This window comes from Blastococcus sp. Marseille-P5729 (genome assembly GCF_900292035.1).
GTDB lineage: Bacteria > Actinomycetota > Actinomycetes > Mycobacteriales > Antricoccaceae > Cumulibacter.
Window position 1 is genome coordinate 1,035,572 of the sequence record NZ_OMPO01000001.1, and the last position, 26,678, is coordinate 1,062,249.

The window sequence follows — 26,678 nt, forward strand, 5'->3', positions numbered from 1 at the left end:
ACTGTAGTCCCTGGGTCGTCAGCGCCCGGGATCGTCCGGGTCGCCGGCGGCCTGCCATCCGGAGATCCCGACGACTCGGAGGACGAGGACCCGCTCGAACGGGTGGTCGCGGTACTGCGGGTATCGCGCAGCGAGCGACGCGGCCAGCGGCTGCTCACGGTCGGGTGCGACATCGGGCTCCCAGCGCAGGTCGGCGCGCACCCACCACAACCGCGACCAGTCGTCGCGCTCCCAGTGCTCCACCAGCAGCGCAGCATTCGGGTCAGCCTCGAGATTGCGCACCCGCTGCAGTCGCAGTGAGTGCTTCGGCTTGACCCGGTCGACCGGGACGCCAATGAGCTCACTCCTCACGCGGTGAGTGGCTGCAGGGCTGGCCACTGATCCCCTGGCTGGCGGCAAAGACCTCGAAGGTCCGGATCGGCATGAGCATCACCGACACGCCCTATCGCGCGCCGGCGGTGCTGGCCGCGGAGCTCGCCACCACCGACCACCTGTGCGGCGGACGGCTGAACGTCGGGGTCGGTGCGGGATGGATGCCGGAGGAGTTCGAGGCGGCGAGCGCGGCGAACACCTTCCGGCGGCGCCACGCGCACGTGCGGGAGACCCTCGAGATCATGCAGGGCATCTGGACCAACGACCTGTTCGAGTACCACGGCGAGTTCGCCGACTTCGAGCCGTGCGGATTCGGCGCCAAGCCCGTGCAGAAACCGCACCCGCCGATCTTCTTCAGCGGGCTGAAGGACCCGAAGCGGTCTGCGAGCCGGATCGCGAAGTACAACCTGTCAGGCTGGATCGGCATTCAGGACACGCCGGCTGAGCTACAGCAATGGCGCGCCGCGATCCAGGGCGAGCTCGACCAGCTCGACAGCCCCCGGTCGATGGACGACCTCGAGATCAGCAGCATGATCTGGTTCACGATCACCGACGAGGAGGTCGACCAGACCGACAACGGCAAGGCGAGCAACCTGCTGGTGGGGACCGCGCAGCAGATCACCGACATGCTCAAGCGCTACCAGGAGGCGGGGCTCACGATGCCGATGCTGTGGCCACCGTTCGCCGACGTCCCGGTCAGCAAGACCCTCGACGACCTGAAGCGGCTCAAGGAGGAGATCATGCCGAAGGTCGAGGCGGGCTGATCGCATCCGCGGGCCGGCGGGCCTTGGCTCAGCTCTTCGCTGGGTCGAGCACGGCGGCGAGGAAGGCGAGCGCTCCGGTGGTCTTCTCCTGGACGGCGAACAGGAACGGCCGGTCCAGCCGGATCTCCAGCGGTTCGTCCGATGGCCCGGGAGCCGCCCCCGCCTCTCCTCCCGCGGCTGTCGCGGCCGCGCCCTCAGTGCCCTTCTCGCCCACCTTCAGCCATGCCTCGTGCTGCACGAAGCCGAGGTAGGTGGGCTGATCGGACAGCGCGCTGAAGTCGGCCTGCTCCGGCTCGAATGCCCGCAGCATCCCTGCGGACTGCAGCGCGGGCTTGAGGTCGATCGGCAGTCGCATCTCGAACCTGGGTACGGTCAGCTCGGCGTCCGTCATCGCGGCGGCCTCCGGCAGCATCGGCGTCCCCGCCGGCTGGCTCGCGAGCGCGTCGATGACGTCCGCCAGTGGCGCGCCTTCCGGCGGGAGCACGAACACCGCCTGGAGGCTCTCGTCCTCGTACGGCAGGGCGAAGATGATCGACCCATCAGGCTCTTGCGCGACGGAGACGTTGCGCCGGCTGTGCATGAGCTTCGCGTCGATCGTCTGCCCGTCCTCTGTGGTGAAGTCGCCAGTCGTCGTGTCGTCGGGGTCGAACTGCTCGCTCCACCGCGCCTTCATGTACAGGGCATTGACCAGCACCGAGCGGGTGTCAGTGGTGATCTGGCCCTGCCCGATGAGCTCGGGGATCTTGTCGTGGGTGCGCTCTGCGACCCATCCGTTGATCTGCGTGCGGGCTGTCTCGGGATCGGTGAAGTCGGCGGTGTGCGGCGCCACCCCGAAGTACTGCTTCACCGTCGCGGCGTACTCGTCGTGGACCTCAAAGGACTCGTCGGTGAAGGAGGTGTTGGCCATCTCGAACGTGGCCTGCTTCAGCGCCGCGATGGCCGTGATGTCGGCGTTGGCGCCGGAGCGGAGCTCCTCGGCGGAGCCGGATCCGAGCATGGCGGCCATCTCATCGAGGGTTTGATCGGCTGCCCCCTGAGCGACCAGCGCGAGGCACTGGCTGATCGACAACGGAGACACGACCGCGTTCGGCTTGCCTTCCTCCAGAGCGGCGGCCAGCATGCGCAGGCCGAACCCGGCGGCCGCGGCCTGGTAGCCGGCGGCGTTGGGGTCATCGGCGGCGAGCTGCACCTCTGGGCCGTCCGGGTCGGCGTCCTGTCCACCGCGAGATGACGGCGGGGACGAGCTGTCCTCGCCGCATGCGGCGAGCGCGGCCAGCAGGACGGCACCGCCGAGACCGAGCGCGGCGCGTCTGGAGTACATGCGCATTGTGGCGCTCCTTTCACTCGTCGTCCGCCCACGGGGGATCGACGATCTTCTAATCTGGGGCTCATGTCCCGATCCGCGAGCGTGGTGCGCTCTCAGCACGTGTCCGACCTCGCGGACCTCGCACAACGTTCCCCCTCGCCTCAGGTTCACGCCTGGCTGCGCCACGGACGCGGCCTGATCGCGTGGGGCGAGATCGCCCGCGCGGGGTTCACGGGCGCCGACGCGATGCGGACCGGTGCCGAGTGGTTCGCCGAGCAGGTGGCCCGGGTGCGGGTCGAGGACGACGTGCGCCGACCCGGTAGCGGCCCGATCGCCTTCGTCAGCGGAGCGTTCGATCCGCAGCAGGACGAGTCGGTGTTCGTCATTCCCAGCGCGGTGATCGGGCGGGATGAGTTCGGCACCTGGATGACCTACCTCGGCGACGCCCCGTCGATCCCCACACCCGTGACGGTCGCCGGGCCGGGCGCCATCGGCTACCACGATACCGAGGAGGATCGGGCGCGCTGGCGGAGCCAGGTCGACGACGTCGTCGCCCGGATCGGCCGGGGCGACGTCGACAAGGCGGTCATCGCCCGCGCCGTCGACGTGCATGCCGAGCGAGAGATCGACCCCCGGTGGCTGCTGCAGCGGCTGACCGCGGCGTACGACTCGTGCTGGACGTATAGCGTCGGCGGGCTCATTGGAGCCACCCCGGAGCTGCTTCTGCGGCTCACCGACGGGCACGTCTACTCCCGTGTGCTGGCCGGCACCGAGTGGGGCGAGGGCGCGGTGCAGCGGCTGCGCTCAGCCAAGAACCTCGAGGAGCACGCGTACGCCGCGGCCTCGGCCGCCGCGTCATTGGAGAAGGTCACGATCCGCCTGGACATGCCCGGCGAGCCGAAGATCCTCACCCTGCCCAATGTCAGCCACCTCGCGACCGAGATCCGCGGCGACGTCGCCGAGGGGACCACGGCCTGCGACGTCGCCGCGGCGATGCACCCCACCGCCGCCGTCGGGGGTACGCCGACCGACATCGCGTGCCGGGTCATTGCCGAGGTCGAGGGCGCCAGCCGCGGCCGGTACGCCGGGCCGGTCGGCTGGGTCGACACGCACGGCAATGGCGAGCTGGGCATCGCGCTGCGCGGCGGGCAGCTCACCGACGCCCGAACGATGCGGCTGTACGCCGGGTGCGGCATCGTGGCCGGCTCGGACGCCGATACCGAGCTGGCGGAAACCGACAACAAGCTGCTCGTGATGCGCGAGGCCCTACGCGCCCACTGACGATGCATAACTATTAGGACGTAGTGACAAAGAGCAGGTGGCCGGCTGCCTCTAGAATCTCGGGGATGACCGTGCGTCCGCCGGGGCGCACCCCAGCGCCGGAGGTTCGCGTGATCGGCAGCCGAGTCCTATCCGTCGGGCACTACCAGCCCCCGCGGGTGGTGACGAACGACGAGCTCGCCACGATCGTCGATACGAGCGACGAGTGGATCCAACGCCGGGTCGGCATCCGCGAGCGTCGCTGGGCCGATGGGGACGACACCGTCTACACCATGGCGACGAAGGCAGCGCAGGATGCGCTGCGCAAGGCCGGCATCGCGGCTGACGACGTCGACACCATCGTCCTCGCGTCGTGCACGGTCTACGACCGTTCACCCAACGCGGCCGCGCGGGTGGCCGCCGCCCTCGGCATGAGCAACCAGCCGGCGGCGATCGAGATCAACACCGCGTGCTCCGGGTTCACGCACGCCGTAGCGCTCGCGCAGCACTCGATCGCGGCGGGTTCGAGCAGGACGGCACTCGTGATCGGAGTCGACAAGCTCACCACCGTCACCGACATGAACGACCGCTCGACCTGCGTTCTCACCGCGGATGGCGCCGGCGCGATAGTGCTCACGGCGTCCGAGGACCAGCAGGTCTCACCCGTCGTCTGGGGATCGGTGCCCGAGATGGGCGACGCGGTGCGGATCGAGCGGGCCAACAACGACAAGTTCGCGCAGAACGGCCAGGCGGTGTTCCGCTGGACCACTGTCGAGCTGCCGAAGATCGCCAAGGAGATCATGACGCGCGCCGAGGTGGATCCGAAGGACGTCGGCGTCATCGTGCTGCACCAGGCGAACCTGCGGATCATCGAGCCGCTGGCCCGCAAGATCGGAGCCGAGAACGCCATCGTCGCCACCGACGTCGTCGAGTCCGGGAACACCTCCGCCGCATCCGTCCCCCTCGCGCTGTCGAAGCTGCTGGAGAAGGAGAACGTGCCGGCCGGTACCCCGATCCTGATGTTCGCCTTCGGTGGTGGCCTGTCGTACGCCGGCCAGATCGTCAAGGCCCCCTAGCCTCACCCAACGGTCGTCGAGCGAGGGAGCGCCAGCGACCGACGCCGAGACGCAGTGCGCCGGCAATCCCCCAACGGTCGTCGAGCGAGGGAGCGCCAGCGACCAACACCCAGACGCCGTGCGCCGGTAATCCCCGAACGGTCGTCGAGCGAGGGAGCGCCAGCGACCAACACCCAGACGCAGTGCGCCGGCAATCCCCCAACGGTCGTCGAGCAAGGGAGCGCCAGCGACCAACACCCAGACGCAGTGCGCCGGCAATCCCCCAACGGTCGTCGAGCGAGGGAGCGCCAGCGACCGACGCCGAGACGCAGTGCGCCGGCAATCCCCCAACGGTCGTCGAGCGAGGGAGCGCCAGCGACCAACACCGAGACGCAGTGCGCTAGTCAGTGATCGTGAGCCCGATCAGGGTGTTGCGCCAGGTGATCGCGCCGTCCTCGTGCAGCACCGGACTCCAAGGGGTCTGGTGCTTCGCCCGGTGGTGATGGGGGCAGAGCGCGATCAGATTCCAGTCGGCGGTGTGCCCGCCAGAACCATCCGCGCGGTGCTCCTGGACGTGGTCGAGGTCGGCTCGCTTGGCGGAGCGTCCGCAGTCGGGGAACCGGCAGGTCCCATCGCGCAGCTGGACGCGGCGGCGCATCGCCGCGGTCGGGCTGTAGATCCGCGGCCCGAGATCGACCGGCGCCCCGGTGCACGGATCGGTAAGCACCCGCCGCAGTACCGCATCCCCCATCAGCACTGACAGATACTCACTCGTGATCGGGCCGTAGCCCTCGATCCACGGCGTGAAGCTCTCTGGACGCTCGTGTCGGTACCGGCGCACATAATCCGGATCGAAGCCCGGCGGGCACGCCGGGTCATCACTCGGCGGCTCGTCGCACGGTCCGTCCCCGGGCGGCGCGTCGGGTGGATGCCAGTCGGGCGGGTGGTTCCAGGCGTCGGGGTCCTGATGCCGCGCGTGCGGCTGGATGCCGCCGTTCCCGGTGGCGTGCTTGCCGTCACGCGCCGCAGCGAGGTCCATCATCGTGGTCGCCGAGACGTGCACGTTGATCTCCACCTCCGGCATCTTGGCGAAGGTGATCCCAGACTGGCGCCGATCAGCCGCAGCGTCTGCCACGCCTCCTGCGCCACGGCCTGCTGAGCCGGATCCGCTGCAGTACCGGCATACCGCGGGTCGGCTACCTCAGCGGGCGCGTAGCCGAGCTGCTCGGCTAGCGCGGGATTCAGGGCCGCCGGTCCGGTGAAGCCCGCCAGGAAAGCATCAGCCCGCCGCTGCGCGAGGCTCCGCGGATCTCCCTCCGGCGCGGTGCCGGCCAGGTCGCTCAGCAGCCGATCAATCCCCGCGGCGGCCAGCGCCGGAAGATAACCGCTCAGGGTCGCCATCCCGAACAGGTCCGTCTCGCCGAGCACGACACGTCGCGCCTCGTGCCCCTCGGCCTCGGCCTGCTCCTGCGCCCCCGTTCGGGGCAGGCCCTTCGCCCGCAGCCAACGCTCGATCCGAGCCCGCAGCACGCGGACACTGATCCACCCCGGCACGCTGGCGATCGCGGCGTCCGCCGCCGTGATCTGTGCATCGTCGAGGTGCGTGAGCAGGTCGACGAACACGTGACCATGCCACGGCCCCCAGTCGCCGGCGAGTCTGCGGGCGTGCACGTGCGGCGCGAGGCGCGCGATCTGCCGCGCATCCCACACCCGGCTCTTCGCCCGCTCAGAGCCGATCCGCAGTGCCGGGCCGATCCCGAGAGCGGTCAAAGCGAACCGGTCGAACCAGCAATCACCACTGTCGGTCAACCGTCCATCGCGATCCAGATGCGGACGCGGTGCGCCCGGGACCGCGTCCGGATCGACCAGATGCTCATCGCTACGGGCATACGCCGCGGTGATCGCCTCATCCGCCAGCGCAGCCGCCATCGACGAGAGACGATCCAACGCGTCCACGGCCGCCACCGCGGCAGCGAATCCCGATCGTGGATCGCCATCGCCGACCTGGTCCGGATCCAGTACGTCGGCGCGCAGCTGCTCAAGGCGGCGGGCCAGGATCTCGAACGATCCTGCGATCCCTGCAGGAGCGCAGCCCGGGCCGTCGCCATCGTGACCGGCACCGTCTCGGTCCGCGACCTGGGGGATGTCGTCCAGGTCCAGACCCGTGTGGAACAACGGCAGATCCGACTGGGTCCACTCCACCGTGAAGCTAGCGGCGCTTCGAGGGTTCGTCGGATCTTCCATGCCATGCACACTACGGAACGGGTCTGACACGATCTTCGCTTCAGCAGCGGTCGGATTCCAGAAATATCTAGAAAGTCACGACCGGCGCGTGGCCGTCCTGCAATGCGATCTGGATCAAGACTCGGTCGCGAGGCTGGTCTCGACGGCCGCGAGGACACGGCGAGCGAGGTCCTGTCGACGCTCTCTCTCTTGCTCGCGCGACACCGGAACCTCGATCACCCGGATTCCGTCCGCGGCCGCAGCGAGGGCATCGGCTAGCGCCCCAGCGTCACCGCATCGCTGGTATGGCGTCGATGTAGCCGCACAGAGCGCCTCGAGATCGGCGCCATGAGGAGTTCCGAAGACCCGCTCGAAGTGCTCTGCGTACTCTGGCGCCCCCTGCTCGAGACTGGCGAAGATCGCGCCGCCGTCGTTGTTCACGACGACGACGGTGAGATCCGGGCGAGGCTCTGAAGGGCCGATTACCAGCCCGTTGGCGTCGTGCAGGAAGGCGAGGTCCCCCAGCAGTGCGGTCGTCCGTGCCGGTGCAACCGCCAGCGCCACGCCGACGGCGGTCGACACCAGGCCGTCGATCCCGGCTGCGCCACGGTTCGCGACCACCCGTTGCGATCTGCGGACGGCGCGCTCGTCGAGGTCTCGCACCGGGTTGGACGACGCGACGACGAGCACGTCAGGTCGTGACTCGGCGACCACGGCGACGGCGGCTCCGGCGTCGAAGACCTCCCGCGTCTGCGCGTCGATCACCTCGGCGGCGGCGATATCGGCACGCTCCCAGGCTCGCGCGAAATCGGCGTCCACCAGACCGGTGATCTCGACTTTCGACGCCCGGGCCGGCGGGAGCCCGGTCTGCATCGGGTTGGTTATGCTCGGGTCATCGCTGACGATGGTGACCTCGAGGTCGCCGGACTGCACCAGCGCCGGGATCGGCCTGCTGAGCGTTGGCCGCCCGACCACGAGCAGATGCTCGGGGCGCCATTCGCGGATCAGGTCGGACCTCAGCAGGAAGGCGCCGGCGCGCAGACAGGCCTCATTGGCCGCCGTCAACGAGGTGCCGGCTTCGATGTGTACGGGGAATCCCGCACTGACGGCAGTCCGCACTGCGGATTCAGCGAGCTCTGCGGCGCACTCGGCCACGACCACCAGCGAGCGTGGTGGGAGGGCGACAAGTGCGATCGGAGCCTCGGCGACGATCCCCAGGTGCGGCTCGTCCCGCTGGACCGGAGTGATGAAGTCCGGGTCGGTGGGCACGAGCGGCGGGCTGAAGCCGAGGTCGATCTGCACGGGTCCCTGGCCTACCGGCGAGCCGCCCATCGCATACACCGCCTTGTGCAACGCCCCCTGCCAGGTGTCGGGGCGCTCGTCGGCGACGTGCACCGTCGCGCGGGTCGCGTCACCGAAGATCCCCACCTGCGGAATGGTCTGGTTCGCTCCCGTGCCGAGCATTGACAACGGCCGGTTTGCCGTGACCACGGCGATCGGCGTGTGGGACATCGAGGCTTCGACCACCGCAGGGTGAAAGTTGGCGACCGCCGTGCCGGACGTCGACACGACCGCGGCAGGGACGCCGCTGCCCTTGGCGAGCCCCAGCGCGAGGAACGCCGCCGTCCGCTCGTCGATCCGGACGTGCAGCCGTAGCAGTCCCCGGCTCTCGGCCTCGGCCAGCTCGAGCGACAGCGGGGTGTTCCGCGATCCCGGGCAGAGCACGAACTCGCGCACGCCGGCGAGCAGCAGGGTGCGGATAGTCGCCCTGGCCAGGCCCACCGCGCTCACGTCAGGACCGCCTCGATCGCCTGCAGGCGGGCAATCCAGCGGGCCCGCGTCTCCTCGTCCGCCGTAATCCGAGCTATCCGGTCGGGCACGGGACGGCCCCACGGCACGGCGATCGCGCCGTCGGTCGCGACGAGCGGGTCCGCGCACGCGTCCTCGGTCAGCAGCCGCACGGTGTTGATCCCGCAGGCGTACGGCAGCTCGGGCAGTGCTGCCGCCACCGCGACCGACATCGCCAGCCCGACGGATGTCTCCAGCGCCGACGATACGACCAACGGCAGTGTCAGCCGCTCGGCCAGCTGGAGGGTCGCGCGGACGCCGCCCAGCGGCTGCACCTTGACGACGGCGACGTCCGCGGCCTGCCTTTGCTGCACCAGCAGTGGGTCCTCGGCCCGGCGGATCGACTCGTCCGCGGCGATCGGCACCGACACCCGGCGCCGCACCGAGGCGAGGTCGTCGACCGACGCGCACGGCTGTTCGACGTACTCCAGCCCGCCCGCCGCGGCGTCGATCGCGCCGATCGCATCGACCGCGGTGTCGACATCCCACCCGGCGTTCGCGTCGATGCGCACCCGTCCATCGGGACCGAGGGCATCGCGGACGGCGGCCACGCGGTCGCAGTCCTCGCGCAGCGACTGACCGGGCTCGGCGACCTTCACCTTCGCCGTCCGGCACCCGCCGGACGCCGCCACGATCTCGGCCGCCCGCGCAGGTCCGACGGCGGGCACCGTGCAGTTCACCGGAATCGACCCCCGTACCGGCTCCGGGAAGGGCTCGGCCGCAGCGGCCAGCGCCGAACGCAGCCACGGCGCGGACTGCCGCGCGTCGTAATCCAGAAATGGCGAGCACTCCACCCAACCGGCCTCGCCCTGCCACAGCGCCCCTTCGCGGACGGTGATCCCACGGAAGCGGGTGCGCATCGGGATGGCGTAGACCACCATGCCGGCCGGGTCGGGGAGCATCCCGCCAGTCTAGGTGGCGGGATCGTCGGGGAGGATCGATGGACCAACCGAAGGAGGACGCCGTGAGCTCGACCGAGCCCAACCCGGCAGCGGCCTGGGATCCCACGGTCGACCTGAATGACCTGCTCGAGGCATTCACTCTCGAGCGCATCGACCCCGATTGCTATCGCGCCAACTACGTCGTCGACGACCCGAAGCCGCTCTACGGCGGCCAGGTGGTGGCCCAGTGCCTGATCGCGGCCTGCCGCACCGTGGACGACGACCGGCTGCCGCACTCCCTGCACGGGTACTTCCTGCGCGGCGGTGCGGCGCAGGAGCCGGTGCTACTGCATGTCTCCCGCGACTTCGACGGCCGGTCGTTCGCGTCCCGACGGGTGGTGGCCAAGCAGGACGGCAAGGTGGTCTTCTCGTGCACGATGTCGTTCGCGAGGCAGTCCGACGGGCCAGATCACCAGACGGCCGAGTCCCCCGGCTGGGACGTCGAGCGGCTGCACGAGTTTCCGTCCGGGCGGCTGCAGTCGATGCAGATGCGGGCGCTGGTGCCCTTCGAGCTCGGCCAGCGGCTGCCACGAAAGTTCGCGGCGCGGTTCACCGCCGATCTCGGCGACGATCCGGTCCTGCACCTGGCCTCGCTCGCCTACCTGTCCGACACCAGCTCCGGTCTGGCCGAGATCCAGGGCAAGGACGTCGGGTATCTATCGAGCATCGATCACTCGGTCTGGCTGCACCAGATACCTGACATGACCCAGTGGCATCTGGTCGAGCTGGAGCCGCGGTGCACCGGCGCGGGGCGGGGGCTGTTCACCGGCGGCATCTTCGACCAGGCCGGGCGGCTGATCGCCAGCACCGCGCAGGAGTCGCTGTTCCGGTACCGGCGGCAGTGACCGGCGGGGCGTTCTTACTAGACTCCGAAATCGTGACTGACAACGCGGCCGCGAGCGGCATCTCCGAGATCTTCGACCCGTCGAGCTGGCAGGAGGTCGAGGGCTTCGACTTCCAGGACATCACCTACCACCGCAGCACCGGCGACCAGGAGGCCGGTTCTCGCGGCGTCGTCCGGATCGCGTTCAATCGGCCGGAGGTCCGCAATGCGTTCCGTCCCGGCACGGTCGACGAGCTCTACCGCGCGCTCGATCACGCCCGTATGTCCACCGACGTCGGAGCTGTCCTGCTGACCGGCAACGGCCCGTCGCCCAGGGACGGCGGGTGGGCCTTCTGCTCCGGCGGCGATCAGCGGATCCGCGGCAAGGACGGCTACAAGTACGCCGAGGGCGAGCAGGCCGAGACGATCGACCCGGGCCGGGCCGGCCGGCTTCACATCCTCGAGGTGCAGCGGCTGATCCGCACGATGCCCAAGGTCGTCATCTGCGTCGTCAACGGCTGGGCGGCCGGCGGCGGCCACTCGCTGCACGCGGTCTGCGACCTGACCCTCGCCTCCGCCGAGCACGGGAAGTTCAAGCAGACCGATGCCGACGTCGCCTCGTTCGACGCCGGTTACGGCTCGGCCTATCTCGCTCGCCAGGTCGGGCAGAAGTTCGCTCGCGAGATCTTCTTCCTCGGCGCGGAGTACTCCGCCGAGCAGATGCACCGCATGGGCGCGGTCAACAAGGTCGTGCCGCATGCCGAGCTCGAGAAGGTCGCGCTGCAGTGGGGCCGGGAGATCACCCGCAAGTCGCCGACCGCCCAGCGGATGCTGAAGTTCGCCTTCAACATGATCGACGACGGGCTGATGGGCCAGCAGGTGTTCGCCGGAGAGGCGACCCGCCTCGGATACATGACCGACGAGGCCGCCGAGGGCCGGGACTCCTTCCTGCAGAAGCGCGATCCCGACTGGTCGCCCTTCCCGTACCACTTCTAAGGGATGCCGCGCCGGATCACGCCCCTGCCGGTGTCTGCGCCGCCGACGTCCGAGCAGATCGCCGCACTCGCCGCCGTCCTGCACGCTCCGTCGGACTGTCTGCTGCCAGTCCCGGACGACGCTGAGGGCGAGCGGGTCACCGCGGCCGCCCGACCACGGGAGCCGCTGCCGGAGTACGCGCGAGACGCCGTCCTCGCCGTCGCGACCACCGGGTCGACCGGCGCGCCGAAGCTGGTGCTGCACTCCCGCCGGACTCTGCTCGCCTCGATCAAGTCGATGCACGCCCGGATCGGCGGCCCCGGCCAGTGGTTGCTGTGCCTGGGGATCCACCACATCGCCGGCATCCAGGTGGCGCTGCGCTCCGTAGTCGCGCGCAGCACTCCGGTCGTCTGCCCGGCGGGAGGTGCGGGCTTCGCCGATGACTTCACCGCCGCCGCGCAGCGCCTCTCCGGGGAGCGCCGCTATGTATCCCTGGTCCCGGCTCAGCTGCAGCGACTGCTCGACGCGGACTCCGCCCACCCCACGTTGCGCCGGTTCGATGCGATCCTGCTGGGCGGCGCGGCGGCCGACCCCGGCCTGCTCGCGCGGGCCCAGGAGGCCGGCGCGAAGGTGGTCACGACGTACGGCTCGAGCGAGACCGGCGGTGGATGCGTGTACGACGGCGCGCCTCTTGACGGCGTCGCCATCGACATCACCGGGGACGGCGTGGTCCGGCTGGCCGGCCCGATGGTGGCGCTGGGCTACCGCGACCGGGTGGACCCCGACCCCTTCACGGCCAGGCCGGACGGCGTCCGCTCGTTCACCACCTCCGACCTCGGCGAGGTCGACGACGGCCGCCTGAGGGTGACCGGACGGGCGGACGACGTCATCAACACCGGCGGGAAGAAGGTCAGCCCGCTGCGTGTCGAGCACGCCCTGCGCGCACTGCCGGCGATCGCCGACGCGATCGTGATCGGCGTCCCGGACCAGCAGTGGGGCCAGCGGATCGTCGCCCTCGTGCGGACCTCGGGCGGCATCGGCGTGGAGCTGGCGGACCTGCGCCAGGCGCTCGGAGACGACCTCGCGACCCACGAGCTCCCCCGCGAGATCCAGGTGGTGGCCGACCTGCCCTACCGCGGCATCGGCAAGCCAGACCGCGCGGCCGCGCTGCGGCTGGCCGGCGGGACCTAGTCACTGCTACCGAAGCGGCCAAGCGTCGCGCGTCGATGGATTCACCCGCTCATCGACAGCCACGACCTAGTCAGCGTGCTTGCCGGCGTTGCGGAACTCCTCCTTGACGCTCAGTTGAGCCTGCTTGCGCTCGGCGAGCCGCGTCGCGACCCGCTCGCGCATACCCGTCAGCAAGAAGAAGGACACGGGGATGGACACGATGGCGGCGGCCAGCGCACCCGGCAGCCCGCGGAAGCCCACCAGCCAGAACAGCCCGAGGATCGCCAGGAAGATGCCCAAGCGCGCTACGAAGTAGGCAGCTGCCAGCGACGCCGCCGGCTGTCGCTTGGGCGGGGTTGTGGTCTTCTCGGGCTGCTCACTCACACCGCTGATTATCCCACTAGACCTGACCGCCTGCCCGGCCCTCCCACTTCGTCGACAGCGCGATCGTGGTCCGGGTGCGGGTGACCCCCGGCAGGTCGCCGATGGTCAGCAGCGAGTGCTCGAGCGCCAGCATGTCGGGGGCCTTGATCTTCACGAAGTAGGACTCATCCCCCGCGACGTACATGCAGTCCTCGATCTCGGGCATCTTGCGCAGCTCGGCGAGGATCCCCTCGTCGTGACCGCCCTGGGTGAACACGCCCACGAGCGCCGTCACGTCCAGCCCGATCGCCCGGGGGTCGACCGCGGCATGATAGCCGGTGATCACCCCCGAAGCCTCGAGCTTGCCGACTCGTTCGTGCACGGCCGGCGAGGACAACCCAACCTCCTTCGCGAGCGCGACATAGCTGGTGCGGCCGGCGCCGCGCAGGATCTCGATGATCTGGCGATCGATCTCGTCCACCGCGGGTCTCCTTCGTCCGATCGGGCCACCGTCCAGCCTACGACGGGACTACAGTGGTGCCAGGACGGACCGGAGGCCACTCATGTACGCGTTGCTGGCGGCAGTGATCGCGATCGCGGTGATCGCCGTGATGTGGCGCTTCCTCGACAACGAGGTCAGCCGCCGCGAGGACGCCGACCGCGACGAGCAGGGTCGAGTGCGCCCGCGGCCTCGCCCACCGATCTCCCGCCGCCCCTCGAAGCCGCGAATCACCGCGCCGGACGACGACCCGGAGTTCCTGCGTGAGCTCGGCAAGCGGATCAGCAAGAACCGCGACGACGAGCACCCCGCCTAGAACCCGCGCGCGGGAAAGACGAATCGAGGCCCGCCGGGGCCCTAGACCGAGGCGACGCCGCGGCGCCAGTAGCCCATGAAGGACGACGAGGAGCGGTCGAAGCCGGCCCGCTTGGCGGCCGCGCGCACCGCCCGGATCATGCCCGCCTCGCCTGCTGCCCACAGATAGCTGCCCTCCGGCGCGCCCTCCGCCTCGTCCCAGAGCAGCTCCTCTTCCACGACGTCGCCATCCCCCACGGAGATGTCGAACGGCGGCACGTCGAGGACCGACTCGCCCCGGGCCCGCACCCGCCAGGTGACCCGGTCGGCATCCAGGGCGCGGACGTCGCTGACGTGCGGCACCTCGACGACCAACTCGTAGCGGACGCCGTCCGCCCGGGCCTGCAGAATGTTTGCCACAGCGGGAAGCGCAGTCTCGTCCGCGAGCAGCAGAACCCGGCGCGCGCCGCCGGGGTGGTAGGCCACACCGGCTGAGTCGTGCCCGGCTCGAACTCGGTCGGCGGCCACCAGCAGCAGGCGCGACCCGATCGCGCCATCCTGGGCGTACGCGGAGGCGGGCCCTGCGCCGTCCGCCCGGGTGCCGTGCAGCACCACGTCGACGTCCACCTCGGCGTCGCCGGGGCGCACCGCCGACAGCGTGTAGGTGCGGATGTCCGGTCGCGGATCCGCCCGCTGCCACGCCGCATACCAGTCGTCGACCAGCAGCTGGTCGAGCTGCGCGGGCGCTCCGAGGACCAGTTTCACCCGCTGGTCCAGTAGCGTTGCGCTGCACTGACCGAGGTCGTCGCCCCGCAGCGTGAGGCGCATGAATGACTCGCTCAGCCGGGTGCGGGCAGCAAGCCGGACATCGAAGCAACGGTAGGGGTTGGGGTTGTTCATTGATCAGCTCTCATTCTTCGCATCAACCAGATGAAGTACGGCGCGCCGATCAGCGCGCACACCAGCCCGACAGGCAGCTGTGCCGGGGCGAGCACAGAACGGCCGACGGCGTCGGCCACCACGACGACGAACGCGCCGACCAGAGCGGCCAGCGGCACCACGACCGCATGCCGGGGCCCGACCAGCAACCGGGCCAGGTGCGGGGCGGCCAGGCCGATGAAGCCGATGACCCCCACCAGCGCGGTCGCGAGCGCCGTCAGCACCACCGCGAGCGCGACTGTGCCGATGCGGTTGCGGCCGATGGACACGCCGAGCACCCGCGGGGTCTGGTCGTCGACCTGCAGCAGGTCCCAGGTGCGGTGCATCCGCACGATCACTACCGCGGTCACCAGCAGGGCGGCAGCGAGCACCCACGTGCGCGGCAGCGCCGCTCCGTAGGTGGACCCGCCCAGCCAGGTGATCGCCTTCACCTGGTTCCACGGGTCCGAGCGCACGATGAGCAGGGTCGTGAGCGCGGTGCTCCCGGCGGAGATGCCGAGACCCACGAGCACCAGCCGGACGCCGTCCGCCCCGCTGCTGGCGGTGAGCCCGAGCAGCAGCGCGGCCGCGACCGCAGCTCCCACGAGGGCACCGGCGGTCACCAGCCCGTATCCGGCCGGGATCCCGAGTGCGTCCGTGCCGCCGAGCGTGACGATCGCCCCCAAGCCGGCTCCTCCGGTGACGCCGAGAATGCCCGGGTCGGCGAGCGGGTTGCGGGTGACGGTCTGCGTGAGCGCGCCGGCGATGCCCAGCGCCGCACCGGCGAGCAGGGCGCTGACCATCCGCGGCAGCCGCGCGTCGAGGATCAGTGTGATCCGGCCCGAGGCCTGACCTCGCACCCAGTTGGCGACGTCCCCGAGCAGCAGCCAGCCGTCTCCCGCCAGCAACGCCAGCACCGCCGTCAGGCCGACGAGCGCGGCCACTGCCAGCACGGTGCGGACGGGGCAGCGGGCCGTCACGGCGAGCGGCGTCGACACGGCGGCGGGAGATGACTCTGCCGCGCCCGTGCGCATGCGCCGCGACAGCGCGACCAGGAAGACCGCGCCGAGGACGGTGGTCGCCACGCCGGTCGGGATATCCACGGCCTCGAGCGAGCCGAACGCGGCGCGGACGCCGATGTCCGCGACGACGACGAGCAGCGCCCCGCACAGGGCGCTGGCGACCAGCAGGGGGCGCTGTCGGCGCAGCCCGGGCGCCCACCGGCGGATTCCGCGCGCGAGGGCGGGTGCGCACAACCCGACGAAGCCGAGCGGCCCGGCCAAGCTCACCGAGCAGGCGGTGAGGACCACCGCAAGGGCCACCGCGGCAAGCCGGGTAGCGGCGACCGGGACGCCGAGCGAGCGGGCTGCATCATCTCCCAGCTGCAGCAGATCCAACCGGCGACCGAGCAGAAGCAGTCCCACGCCCGCGACGAGCACCGCGACCGCGGTCGGCAGTAGCCCGCGGGTGCTGCCCTGACCGAGCGAGCCCGACCCCCACGCGAACAGCCGGCTGGTCTCCTCCGAATAGAGCAGCAGCAGCACGGCCGTCACCGAGTGCAGCGTGAGCGCCAGCACGGATCCGGCGAGGATGAGCCGCACCGACGACCGAGATCCCGCCGAGAGCGCCAGCGCGGCGCCCGCGGCCAGCAGCCCGCCGACCAGCGCCGCCGCGGCGCCGGACAGCACGCCGACCCCGAGGCCGAACGCGGCGGACGCGGTCAGCGTCAGGTGCGCGCCGGCGTTCACCGCGAGCGTGTCCGGCGAGGCCAGCGGGTTACGGGTCACCGCCTGCAGGGCGCAGCCGGCCGCGCCGAGCGCTGCGCCCACGAGCAGGCCCACCACGAGCCGAAGTAGCCGGCTGCCGACCAGGATCACCGATGCCTCACGCGCGTCGGGCGACCAGATCGCTCTCAGGACGTCGACCGGCGCGATCGCCGCGGTGCCCTGCGAGAGGTGGGCGAAGCACACCGCCGCGAGCGCGGCGACGGCGATCGCGCCGAGCAGGACCGCTCGCGCGCGGGCCATCAGCTCGCGAACACCTTCACGTATGCCTCGGCGAGCTGTTGCAGCGAGCGCGGTCCCCCGTACATCCAGATACCGTCGCCGAACTCGGTGATCGCGCCGGACTGCACGTAAGGCAGGTTGGCCCAGACCGGGTTCGTCGACAGGAGATCCTTGACGGGGTCCCCCTCTGGATCGGCCCAGTAGAGAAGGTGCGTGTCAGCTGGCAGCGTCGTCATCGCCTCAAGGTCGTAGGTTTGCAGTCCCCACGCGTCGTCTCCCGGCCCGGTGAAGGCGTTCTGCAGCCCGAGCTGCTCGGCGATCGCACCTGGGATGGACCGGGTCGCGTGCATCCGGAAGGAGACCTGGTTGCCCTCCCCGTAGACGTAGGCAAAGGCGTACGGCGCGGGATCCGCCGATGCGATCTGGGTCTTGGCGTCGGCCAGGGTCTGGTCGAGCTCGGCGAGGATCTCCGCACCCTTCTCGCTCTTGCCCAGCAGCTTCGCGGTGGTCTCGAAGTTCTCGCGCACCTGCTCGATCGGCGCGTTCGCGTCCGCGGACTCGAGCAGCACGACAGGCGCCATCTGCTCCATCTGCTCCAGCGCCCCCTCGGGGATCGACTCCTTGACACCGAGGATGAGGTCGGGGTCGGCCTTGCCGATCGACTCGGCGCTCGGCTCGGCGCGCAGGCCGACGTCGACCGGGTCACCGGCCACCTCCACAGCGGTGTCCCAGGCCTGAAATCCCTTGATGTCAGCGATCCCGGCCGGTTCAACACCCAGTGCGAGCACGTCCTCGGTCTGCTGCCACTCGAGCGTGACAACTCGGGTCGCGGGCCCGTCGAGCGTGACCTCCTTGCCGCGGGCATCGGTCACGGTGATCTTCTCGCCGCCCTGGCCTGATCGCTCATCGGCCGCCTCATCGGTGGTTCCGCACGCCGTCAGGGCGAGCGTGAGGACGGTGAGCAGGGCAGGCAGCAGCCTACGCATGGTGCGCATATGTGGGTTCCTTCGTTGATTGATGGGGTCGTGCGGTCAGCCGGCCAGCGCCGGTGTGGGCGCGCGCAGGGATCCCAGCGCGCAGATACGACGACGTCCGCACCCGTCATCGAGCAGATCGATGTCCACGCAATAGGCCTCTGACAGCGGTTCCGGCCGCAGCACCTCGGACGGTGGCCCGTACGCGCGGATCCGGCCCTCGACGAGCAGCGCAACCTCGTCCGCGACCGCCGCGGCGTGATTGAGGTCGTGCAGCACGATGCCGATGGCCACCGAGTGGGCGTCGGCGAGCTCGCGCACCAGCGCGAGCAGCTCGGTCTGGTAGCGCAGATCGAGGTGGTTCGTCGGCTCGTCCAGCAGCAGCACCGGGGTCTGTTGGGCCAGGCAGCTCGCGAGCCAGACGCGCTGCCGCTGCCCGCCCGACAGCTGATCGACGGGTTGCTGGGCGAGGTCCTCCACGCCGGTCAGGCGCAGCGCTCGCGTGATGGCCGCCGCGCCGCCCTCGTCACGACCGCTCCATCGGTGCTGGTGGGGAAAGCGCCCGTACCCCACGACGTCGGCGACCGAGGCGCCCAGCGGGGTGGGCCGCTGCTGGCTGAGCAGGGTGAGCGCGCGGGCCAGCTGCCGCGGCCGCAGGGTGGCGATGTCGCGGGCCCCATCGGGTCCGTTGATCGCGACCGACCCGCTGTCGATCGGGTGCAGACCTGACAGCGCCCGCAGAAGAGTGGACTTGCCGCTGCCGTTGGGGCCGATCAACGCCGTCACCCGGCCGGGCTGAAGCTGTAGTGACGCTGCGTGTACGACCTCGGTACGGTCGTACGACGCGCTCACGTCGGTCGCGATCAGCTCTGCGAAGTTCACGCCACTAAGGTAAGGCTTACCTTAGTGCGAATCAAGCGACGTGTGTCACACCCCCGGGCTGGAGGGTGCGACCGTCATCTCCGAGACTGGGGCCATGTCGACCGACACCGCGAGCTTGGAGTCCTTGGCCTCGGTGAAGATGACGCCGCGCACCGGTGGCACGTCGCGGTAGTCCCGGCCCCATGCGGTGGTCGCGTGGGCGTCATTGCAACGCTTGTTGTTCGTCGGGTCGACTGCCAGCCAGTCGGTTCCGGGAATCCACGCAGCCGCCCACGCGTGGGTAGCGTCGGCACCGATCAGCCGCTCCTTGCCGGGCGGCGGGAAGGTGCGCAGGTAGCCCGAGACATATCGGCCGGCCAGGCCGTGGCTGCGCAGGCAGCCGATGAGCACCTGAGCGAAGTCCTGGCACACGCCGGCCTTCAGTTGTAGCGCCTTGGTGGCGGGGGTGGAGACGTTCGTCGACTCGTGCGAGTACGTGAAGTCGTGGTAGATCCGGGTGTTGAGGTCGTCGACCGCCTCGCCGATCGGCCGGCCGGGCGGGAACGACGCGGCGGCGTACTCGAACAGCTCAGGGGTGATCTCGATCAGCGACGAGTCGAGGGTGTAGTCGATGGCCTGCCACGCGTTCGGGTCGTCACTGTGGTCGGGACGCGCCTGCTCCCACGGCATGCCGAGCGCGCTCTCGTCGTACTCGGGATCACGTACCTCGACCACGCTGACCCCGGCTACGACGAGCTCGCGATGCGCGGTCGTCACGTGGAAGTAGGTCTGGGTGTTGCCGTGAATGTCGACGAAGCGGTACTGGTCGGCAGGGCTGGGCGAGATGCGGGTCTCGTGCGCCAGGCACGTTTGCGCCGGCAGGTCACGCGGACGCATGAACGTCGCGCCGTACGAGTCGGTGACATCGTCGTCGTACGTGTAGGTCGTCTTGTGCTCGATGCGATACAGCTGGGTCATACCGCCCCCTCCGCGGCATAGTGCCCCTCTGACATCGCCCGCTGCTCGCCGACCTGCGACAGATGCACCTCGTGCATCCGCTGACCGATGGCTTGGACGGCGTCGTAGAGCTCACCGAGATACTCGTGCAGCTGAGCGCGCTGCCCGGTCTGGTCCACGCGCGAGCACCCGACGACGTCGAGTTCCTCCAGCAGGGTACGCGCCGTGCCGACGGCCTTCTTGACCTCGCCGCCCGGGTCGCCCTGGGCGAGCTGCTCGGCGCTGATCGCGAGCTTGTCGAGGGCGAAGATCACCGAACGTGGATTGTTGGTGTCCAGCAGCAGCAGTCGGAGCACCCCCTCGATGTGGGCGCGTCCGCGGTAGCGACGGCGGTAGGTCACGATGCTCTCGGTCGCGGTCAGCACGCCGTCGATGATCATCGCGTCGACGTACGGGGTGAACCGCATGCAGATCGTGGAGCGCAGCAGCGCGACCACGTGCAGCGCCCGCTCGATCGCGCGTCCGGAGTCCAGCAGCCGCCATCCCGGGTCGGTGATCATGTTGTCGTAGAAGATGCCCGACAGGCTCAGCATCCCGACCAGCGCGGTCTCGCTGGAGCGCACGAGCTGGTCGTTGCGCAGCGGACGTCCGCGCATCGGCGGAAGGCTCTGGCGCATGCTGCCCAGCTGCTGGGTCATACCCTCGTCGCGCACCGCCGCCAGCGCGCGCTCGACGCCGCCCAGAGCCAGCCACACGTCGGCGGAGAACTGATCACGCACCTCCTGCAGCGCGCCGCTCAACCGCTGCAGCGACTGGGCGACAGTTCCGAGGCGGTCCCGTTCGGTCAGCAGCGAGCGCAGCTCGGCGGCCACATCGGCCGGGCTGTCCAGGAAGCCCGGGTAGGTGGTGCTGACTTGCGTCATCGCCTGCCGGAGGGTCTGCAGGGCCTCGCCGGTCTCGCCGCGCGGGGTGTGCGCCAGGTCCGCGCTGATCTCACGCACCGACAGAATCAACCGCAGCAGGTCCTCGGCCCGGGCGGAATACCGCCCGATCCAGAACAGGTCCGACAGGATGCGCGGCGAGGAGGCGAAGAAGGGGTCCGGCGGCGCGTAGGACGGACCGTCGTGCAGCCAGCCGGTGGACGCCGGGTCGGCATTCTCGTCCATCAGCACCCAGACGTCCTTGTTGGTGGACTGCCCGTGACGGCTGTAGAACGGCTGCGCCGGGGCCGCGTCGGGGGCGTCGGTCTGCGCGGCCGACGGGTCCGAGCCCAGCATCACTCGCGCAAGCCCGCCGCGCATCACCGCGTACCGGTCATCGGCGCTGACGGCGAAGGTCCGCAGGATCACCGGGCGCGGCACGACCTCCCGGTCGATGTACACCGGCGCGTGCGAGAGGGTCAGCGGCTCCTGGCCCACCCACCCGGACGGGTCGGCCTCGACCCTCGCTCGCAGCTCGTCGAGCGCGGCGGCGTCCAGGTTGCCGGCGTAGACGCTCGGGCCCTTGTCGCGATCGATCGGGCGCACGACGAAGCGCGGCAGGCCCGCCAGCACGTGAGAGCGCGCCTTCTCATCTCCGCACCACCAGGTCTGGACCGAGGGCAGCAGCAGCTCCTCCCCGAGCAGCTCGCGGCACAACGCCGGCAGGAACGGCATCAGGCCCGGGTTCTCCAGCACCCCGCTCCCGAATCCGTTGAGCACCGCGACGGTCTGGCGACGGGCGGCGTCGAGCAGCCCCGGAACCCCCAGCCGTGACCCGGAGCGCAGAAACAGCGGGTCTGTCCAGGCGGCGTCGACGCGACGGACGATGACGTCCACCTCGTCGGTCCGGCCTGCCGAGCGCATCCACACCCGACCGTCGCGCATGGTGAGGTCCGAGCCCTCGACGAGCGGATAGCCCAGCATGGAAGCGAAGTAGGCCTGATCGAAGGCGGTCTCGCTGTTGGCTCCGGGGCTGAGCACGACCACCTGGGGTACGTCGATCTTCGGGGCGGCGTCGGCGCACGCCTTGCGGCAGGCGTTGAAGAACGGCAACAGCCGGTCGATCTGGACGTCGTGATGCACCTCGGGGTAGAGGCGCGAGAGCACCCGGCGGTTCTCCATCGCGTACGCCGCGCCGGACGGCGCCTGAGTGCGGTCACCGATGACCTGCCAGTGGCCGTCCGGCCCGCGGCCGAGGTCGACCGCGGCGAGCGCCAACTGGTGCGGGCCAGGCGTCCTGACCCCGTGCGCGAGTCGCAGGTAGCCGCCGTGCTCCATCACGACACGCGTGGGGATCTGGCCACTGGCCAACAGCCGCTGCTCGCCATACAGGTCGACCAGGATCGCCTCGAGCAACCGTACCCGCTGCTCCACGCCCGCCTCGATGGCCTTCCAGTCCTCGGCGCCGATCACGAGTGGCAGGACGTCGAGCTGCCACGGCTCGCTGCGCGAGACGGTCGTCGGCTTGCCGTCGTCGTCGGTGGTCGCCTCGATACGGTTGTAGGTGACGCCGTCGTCCTCAAGGAATCGAGCGGCCTGGGCGGCTAGCCGCGAGAGGTCCGGCGCGCCGTTCTTGTCGAACGAGGCGAATACCGGCTTCCAGTGCTCCCGCGCCGCTCCCCTGTCGGCCACCTCGTCGTACGGCGTGGCGCCCACCGTTCCCTCGGTCTCGAGGACGTACTGCCGCGAGCGGCGCAGGTAGTCATCCAGCGAGCTCACAGGCGACCCCAGGTCCGCGGCGTACGCCGCCGCATGTCGAGTGTGTGCGGGTACTCCCGGTTGCTGGCCTGCACCCACGCCATCCGCTCGCGCACCGCCTCGACATCGATGTCGCCGGTGGAGTGCGCGATGGTCTCGAAACGCGACCAGCGCCGCGACTCCGCCTCCATCGCGTTGACCGGTGGGGTGTCGTACGACCGGCCGCCGGGGTGGCTGACGTGGTAGCGGGCGCCGCCCAGCGAGCGGCGGTTGTCCAGGTCGACGATGTCGAAGACCAGCGGGCCATCGACCTTGATCGTCGGATGCAGCGCGCTCCACGGCTGCCAGGCGCGGAACCGGATTCCGGCGACGTGCGTACCGGTCGTCGCGGTGGCCGCGAGCGGTACCGGCACGCCGTTGCACAGCAGCACCTGCCGGCCCGGGGTCCAGTTCTCGACCTTGACCTGCATCCGCTCGACCGACGAGTCGACATAACGCGCGGTGCCGCCGGAGGTCGACTCCTCGCCGAGAACGTGCCACGGCTCGATCGCCGTGCGCAACTCAAGCGAGACCTCACCCACCTGGGTCGAGCCAATCCGCGGGAAGCGGAACTCCATGAACGGCCCCAGCCACGAGAGGTCGAACTCGATCCCGTGCGCACGCAGCATCGCGACCACCTCGGCGATGTCCTCGCCGCAGTAGTGCGGCAGCAGGAACTTCTCGTGCAGCGTCGTCCCCCACCGCACCAGCGGCTGCGAGTAGGGGCGCTGCCAGAACATCGCCACGAGCGAGCGCACCAGTAGGGCCTGGACCAGCGCCATCTGCGGGTGCGGCGGCATCTCGAAGCCGCGCAGCTCCAGCAGGCCGAGCCGGCCGCGCGCCGAGTCGGGGCTGTAGAGCTTGTCGATGCAGAACTCGGCGCGGTGGGTGTTGCCGGTGATGTCGGTCAGGATGTGCCGCAGCGCGCGGTCCACGATCCATGGCGGGAAGTGCCAGTTGTGGCTGGAAAGCCGCTCGATCTCGGCCATCGCGATCTCGAGCTCGTACAGCATCTCGGGGCGTCCCTCGTCGACCCGCGGCGCCTGCGAGGTGGGCCCGACGAACCGGCCGGAGAACAGGTACGACAGGGACGGGTGCCGCTGCCAGCAGGTCAGCATCGAGACCAGCAGGTCCGGACGGCGCAGCAGCGGCGAGTCCTTCGGGGTGGGCCCGCCGAGCGTGATGTGGTTGCCGCCGCCGGTGCCGGTGTGCGTGCCGTCGAGGTCGAACTTCTCGGTCGCAAGCCTTGAGAGCCGCGCCTGCTCGTACAGCGTCGTGGTGAGCTCCCGCAGCGCCGGCCAGCTCCCAGTGGGCTGCAGGTTGACCTCGATGACGCCCGGGTCAGGCGTGACCATCAGCGTCTCGAGGCGGGTGTCCGGCGGCGGTGGATAGCCCTCGAGCACCACGGGCGTGCCGGTGTTCTTGGCCGACCGCTCGATCAGCGAGATCAGCGCGACGAAGTCCGCCAGCTCGGTGAGCGGCGGCAGGAAGACGTACACGAACCCGCCGCGGGCCTCGACGGCCAGCGCCGTACGGCGGGCGCCCTCGGGCGAGATGATGCGGGTCTTCAACCGGCGGGCGGCCTTCAGCTCGCCGGTCGGCTCGAGATAGGAGGGCTCGGCCTCCAGGTCGGGATCCTTCCAGTCGACGGAGTCCAACGGCAGCCGCAGGCCCGCGGGCGAGTCGCCGGGCACCAGCACGAGACGGCCGCGGCGGAACCGCCAGGCCGGGCTGGCCCATCCGTCGCCGTCCTGCGCGGGATGGATCGGGATGACCCACGCGGCGGGCTCGGCGCCCGCGTGCAGCTGCTCGTCGACCTCCCGGTCCGGCTGCGCCGGGTCGGCGTCGTCGTCCGGGCGTGGCCCGTCCGGCCGGCGCAGGTCGGCGTGCAGGGCGAGCAGCGCGTCCTCGTACGCCGGGATGCCCTGCGACTCCGGCAGACCGAAGCCGCGCAGCACGGCACGGGTGAGCGCCGCGGCGGCGTCCGGCGCATCGTCGCGGCGCTGGTCGTCGTCCCACGGGTCGGCCAGCAGCCCGGGGTCGGTCCACAACGGGTCGTCGTCCTTGCGCCAGGTCAGCGCGATCTGCCACCGCGGCAGCGGCTCGCCGGGATACCACTTGCCCTGTCCGCGGTGCACGATGCCGCCCTTGCCGTAGCGCTCCTGCAGCCGCCCGGCGAGAACCGTGGCACGGTCACGCTTGTCCTCGCCGTCCGCCTCGGTGGTCCACTGGCCGGAGACCATGTCGTCGACGGCGATGAAGGTCGGCTCGCCGCCCATCGTGAGGCGCACATCGCGTTCGCGCAGCAGCTCGTCGACGCGTTCGCCGACGGCGTCGACCTTCGCCCACTGCGCCTCGCTGTACGGAAGGGTGACCCTCGGGTCCTCGTGGACGCGGGTGACGGTGTTGGAGAAGGAGAACTCGACCTCGCACACACCGGTCGCGCCGGAGATCGGCGCCGCGGCCTCGGCGTGCGGCGAGCAGAACAGCGGGATGTGCCCCTCCCCGGCGAACAGCGCCGAGGTCGGGTCGAGGCCGATCCAGCCCGCGCCGGGAATGAACACCTCGGCCCACGCGTGCAGGTCGGTGAAGTCCTGCGCGGGTCCGCTCGGTCCCTCGATCGCCTGGACATCGCTGGAGAGCTGCACGAGGTACCCGGAGACGAACCGCGCGGCCAGGCCCAGCTGGCGCAGCACGGACACCAGTAGCCAGGCGCTGTCGCGGCACGACCCGATCGCCCTTTCCAGGGTCTGGTCGGGCGACTGCACGCCCGGCTCCATCCGGACCGAGTAGGCCACGTCGCGGTAGACGGCGGTGTTGACCTGCACCAGGAAGTCGACGATCCGCAGGCCGTCCTCGGGCACCGGGGGGAGCCCTCGCATCCACTCCCGCACCCCGGGTCCGGGCTGGTCGTGCCCAGGCTCGACGACCGGCTCCAGGTACAGCGCGAGGTCGCGGCGCAGGTCGGCGTCGTACTGGAAGGGGTAGCGCTCGGCGTACTCCTCGACGAAGAAGTCGAAGGGGTTGATCACCTTCATGTCCGCGACCACGCCGACGGTGATGTCGAGCTCGGTGGCCGGCTCGGGGAACACCAGCCGCGCCAGCCAGTTGCCGAACGGGTCCTGCTGCCAGTTCAGGAAGTGCTCCGACGGGCTGACCTGCAGCGAGTACGACTCGATGTAGGTGCGCGAATGCGGTGCCGGCCGCAGCCGGACGGTGTGCGGGAAGATCTTCACCGGCCGGTCGAACCGGTAGGTCGTACGGTGCTCGAGAGCGACCTTGATGCTCACGGTCGAGCGCTCCTAGAGCCCACTGTAGGAGTGCAGGCCGGACACGACGGTGTTGACGACGATGAAGTTGAAGGCCATGGTGGCCGCGCCCAGGAGGTTGATGTACGCCGCTCGGGTGCCCTTCCATCCGGCGGTTGCGCGGGCGTGCAGGTAGACGGCGTACACGACCCACGAGATGAACGACCAGATCTCCTTGGGGTCCCAGCCCCAGTAGCGGCCCCAGGCCGACTCGGCCCAGATCGCGCCGGTGATGATCGCGAAGGTCCAGATCGGGAACGCGAAGGTCATCGTGCGGGCGGCGAGCCGGTCCAGCGCGGTGGACGACGGGAGGTTGCCGGCGACTCGGGAGGGCACGTACCCGCCGGTCTCGCGCTCCTTGGCCTCGTGCCTGGCCTTGACCAGGTACAGCCCGGTGCAGATCGCGCTGACCAGGAAGATGCCGGTGGCGATGGTCGCCGCACTGACATGGATGCCCAGCCAGTACGAGCGCAGCGCCGGGACGACGGGGCGGGCCTGGGTGTAGAACTTCAGCCCGATCAGCACCAGGATGAACACGACCGGCGGCAGCACGAACACGCCGAGCCTGCGGCGGGAGGGCTTGCGGATCGCCAGCACCAGATAGGTGCCGACGGTGAAGATGCAGATCGCGGAGGCGAACTCGAACATGTTGCCCAGGGCGATCCGCTCGGTCGCGATGCCGCGGCTGACGAGCGCGGCGACCTGCAGGACCAGGCCCAGGCCGGCGAGGGCGAACCCGAGCAGTCCGAGCCGCCGGCCCCAGACCGACGGCGCGGCCGGCTCCTCGGTATCCACGCCGGTGGCCTCGTCGTGCTCATCGAGGACCGCGACGGTGCCCGCGCCGTCGTGCGCGCCCGCGCCGACGAGCTCCCGCTCGCGCGCCACCTGACGGGCCCGTGCGCGACGCTCGCTCTTGCCGAAGGCGTAATCACCGCACAGCGCGAACAGGCCAGCCGAGTACGCGACGATCGCCCCCGAGAATAGGTGGTCGGAGACGGTCGCCAACGACTGGTTCACGCTCATGGGGGCTCCTGTTCATCCCGA

General features: G+C 70.4%; 23 protein-coding genes. 7 read left to right on the forward strand and 16 right to left on the reverse strand.

All coding sequences use genetic code 11. The features are described 5' to 3' along the window. Positions 1-18: 18 nt before the first annotated feature. Positions 19-351 (reverse strand): hypothetical protein, encoded by a 333-nt coding sequence (locus DAA40_RS16580; RefSeq protein ID WP_106848575.1) that lies wholly within the window; start codon positions 349-351, stop codon positions 19-21. A gap of 11 nt (positions 352-362) precedes the next feature. Between DAA40_RS16580 and DAA40_RS05115 the strand changes: the two genes are divergently transcribed. Continuing rightward, complete coding sequence (locus DAA40_RS05115; RefSeq protein ID WP_106848576.1) at positions 363-1,136, forward strand: LLM class flavin-dependent oxidoreductase; 774 nt, start codon at positions 363-365, stop codon at positions 1,134-1,136. 28 nt (positions 1,137-1,164) lie between these two features. On the opposite strand, the gene DAA40_RS16115 is transcribed toward DAA40_RS05115, so the two are convergent. Continuing rightward, positions 1,165-2,463 (reverse strand): serpin family protein, encoded by a 1,299-nt coding sequence (locus tag DAA40_RS16115; RefSeq protein WP_158716245.1) that lies wholly within the window; start codon positions 2,461-2,463, stop codon positions 1,165-1,167. 63 nt (positions 2,464-2,526) lie between these two features. Between DAA40_RS16115 and DAA40_RS05125 the strand changes: the two genes are divergently transcribed. Both DAA40_RS05125 and DAA40_RS05130 read left to right on the forward strand, forming a co-directional pair. Then, positions 2,527-3,723 (forward strand): isochorismate synthase MenF, encoded by a 1,197-nt coding sequence (locus DAA40_RS05125; protein WP_106849273.1) that lies wholly within the window; start codon positions 2,527-2,529, stop codon positions 3,721-3,723. A 65-nt stretch (positions 3,724-3,788) separates the two neighbouring features. Continuing rightward, entirely contained in the window at positions 3,789-4,778 is a 990-nt protein-coding gene (locus tag DAA40_RS05130) for a beta-ketoacyl-ACP synthase III (protein ID WP_234356245.1), read from the forward strand. Positions 4,779-5,157: 379 nt separating this feature from the next. On the opposite strand, the gene DAA40_RS05135 is transcribed toward DAA40_RS05130, so the two are convergent. The 4 genes from DAA40_RS05135 to DAA40_RS05150 form a co-directional block, all read right to left on the reverse strand. Then, complete coding sequence (locus tag DAA40_RS05135; protein WP_106848579.1) at positions 5,158-5,841, reverse strand: HNH endonuclease; 684 nt, start codon at positions 5,839-5,841, stop codon at positions 5,158-5,160. Continuing rightward, positions 5,796-7,001 (reverse strand): DUF222 domain-containing protein, encoded by a 1,206-nt coding sequence (locus tag DAA40_RS05140; protein ID WP_106848580.1) that lies wholly within the window; start codon positions 6,999-7,001, stop codon positions 5,796-5,798. The genes DAA40_RS05135 and DAA40_RS05140 overlap by 46 nt, the downstream gene beginning before the upstream one ends. A 114-nt stretch (positions 7,002-7,115) precedes the next feature. Next, on the reverse strand, positions 7,116-8,771 hold the full coding sequence (gene menD, locus DAA40_RS05145) for a 2-succinyl-5-enolpyruvyl-6-hydroxy-3-cyclohexene-1-carboxylic-acid synthase (protein ID WP_106848581.1): 1,656 nt from the start codon (positions 8,769-8,771) through the stop codon (positions 7,116-7,118). Further along, positions 8,768-9,730, reverse strand: coding sequence for an o-succinylbenzoate synthase (locus DAA40_RS05150; RefSeq protein ID WP_234356246.1), 963 nt, complete (start codon positions 9,728-9,730; stop codon positions 8,768-8,770). The genes menD and DAA40_RS05150 overlap by 4 nt, the downstream gene beginning before the upstream one ends. A 38-nt stretch (positions 9,731-9,768) precedes the next feature. On the opposite strand from DAA40_RS05150, the gene DAA40_RS05155 reads away from it, so the two are divergent. The 3 genes from DAA40_RS05155 to menE are packed head-to-tail and all read left to right on the forward strand — an operon-like array spanning position 9,769 to position 12,758. Continuing rightward, positions 9,769-10,614 (forward strand): acyl-CoA thioesterase II, encoded by an 846-nt coding sequence (locus DAA40_RS05155; protein ID WP_106848582.1) that lies wholly within the window; start codon positions 9,769-9,771, stop codon positions 10,612-10,614. A 32-nt stretch (positions 10,615-10,646) separates the two neighbouring features. Beyond that, entirely contained in the window at positions 10,647-11,588 is a 942-nt protein-coding gene (locus tag DAA40_RS05160; RefSeq protein ID WP_106849275.1) for a 1,4-dihydroxy-2-naphthoyl-CoA synthase, read from the forward strand. 3 nt (positions 11,589-11,591) lie between these two features. After that, positions 11,592-12,758: an o-succinylbenzoate--CoA ligase gene (gene menE, locus DAA40_RS05165; protein ID WP_106848583.1), complete on the forward strand. Its 1,167-nt coding sequence runs from the start codon at positions 11,592-11,594 to the stop codon at positions 12,756-12,758. Between the two features lie 66 nt (positions 12,759-12,824). Here the strand turns inward: menE and DAA40_RS05170 are convergent, their stop codons facing one another. Beyond that, a complete protein-coding gene (locus DAA40_RS05170; RefSeq protein WP_158716246.1) occupies positions 12,825-13,121 on the reverse strand; it encodes a DUF4229 domain-containing protein in 297 nt (98 codons plus the stop codon). 16 nt (positions 13,122-13,137) lie between these two features. Then, positions 13,138-13,581 (reverse strand): Lrp/AsnC family transcriptional regulator, encoded by a 444-nt coding sequence (locus DAA40_RS05175; RefSeq protein WP_106848585.1) that lies wholly within the window; start codon positions 13,579-13,581, stop codon positions 13,138-13,140. A gap of 82 nt (positions 13,582-13,663) precedes the next feature. On the opposite strand from DAA40_RS05175, the gene DAA40_RS05180 reads away from it, so the two are divergent. Next, positions 13,664-13,915, forward strand: coding sequence for a hypothetical protein (locus DAA40_RS05180; protein ID WP_106848586.1), 252 nt, complete (start codon positions 13,664-13,666; stop codon positions 13,913-13,915). A 41-nt stretch (positions 13,916-13,956) separates the two neighbouring features. On the opposite strand, the gene DAA40_RS05185 is transcribed toward DAA40_RS05180, so the two are convergent. The 8 genes from DAA40_RS05185 to ccsB are packed head-to-tail and all read right to left on the reverse strand — an operon-like array spanning position 13,957 to position 26,657. Further along, positions 13,957-14,793, reverse strand: a complete 837-nt coding sequence (locus tag DAA40_RS05185; RefSeq protein ID WP_106848587.1) for a siderophore-interacting protein — start codon at positions 14,791-14,793, stop codon at positions 13,957-13,959. Beyond that, entirely contained in the window at positions 14,790-16,838 is a 2,049-nt protein-coding gene (locus DAA40_RS05190) for an iron ABC transporter permease (protein ID WP_106848588.1), read from the reverse strand. The genes DAA40_RS05185 and DAA40_RS05190 overlap by 4 nt, the downstream gene beginning before the upstream one ends. After that, complete coding sequence (locus DAA40_RS05195) at positions 16,838-17,812, reverse strand: iron-siderophore ABC transporter substrate-binding protein (protein WP_106848589.1); 975 nt, start codon at positions 17,810-17,812, stop codon at positions 16,838-16,840. Before DAA40_RS05195 ends, DAA40_RS05190 begins: the two co-directional genes overlap by 1 nt. A gap of 36 nt (positions 17,813-17,848) precedes the next feature. Further along, complete coding sequence (locus DAA40_RS05200; RefSeq protein ID WP_199849523.1) at positions 17,849-18,673, reverse strand: ABC transporter ATP-binding protein; 825 nt, start codon at positions 18,671-18,673, stop codon at positions 17,849-17,851. A 45-nt stretch (positions 18,674-18,718) separates the two neighbouring features. After that, on the reverse strand, positions 18,719-19,630 hold the full coding sequence (locus DAA40_RS05205) for a transglutaminase family protein (protein WP_106848590.1): 912 nt from the start codon (positions 19,628-19,630) through the stop codon (positions 18,719-18,721). Then, positions 19,627-22,308: a circularly permuted type 2 ATP-grasp protein gene (locus DAA40_RS05210; RefSeq protein ID WP_158716247.1), complete on the reverse strand. Its 2,682-nt coding sequence runs from the start codon at positions 22,306-22,308 to the stop codon at positions 19,627-19,629. The genes DAA40_RS05205 and DAA40_RS05210 overlap by 4 nt, the downstream gene beginning before the upstream one ends. Next, a complete protein-coding gene (locus DAA40_RS05215; protein ID WP_106848592.1) occupies positions 22,305-25,616 on the reverse strand; it encodes a DUF2126 domain-containing protein in 3,312 nt (1,103 codons plus the stop codon). Before DAA40_RS05215 ends, DAA40_RS05210 begins: the two co-directional genes overlap by 4 nt. A 12-nt stretch (positions 25,617-25,628) precedes the next feature. Then, complete coding sequence (gene ccsB / locus DAA40_RS05220; RefSeq protein ID WP_106848593.1) at positions 25,629-26,657, reverse strand: c-type cytochrome biogenesis protein CcsB; 1,029 nt, start codon at positions 26,655-26,657, stop codon at positions 25,629-25,631. Between the last annotated feature and the right edge of the window lie 21 nt (positions 26,658-26,678).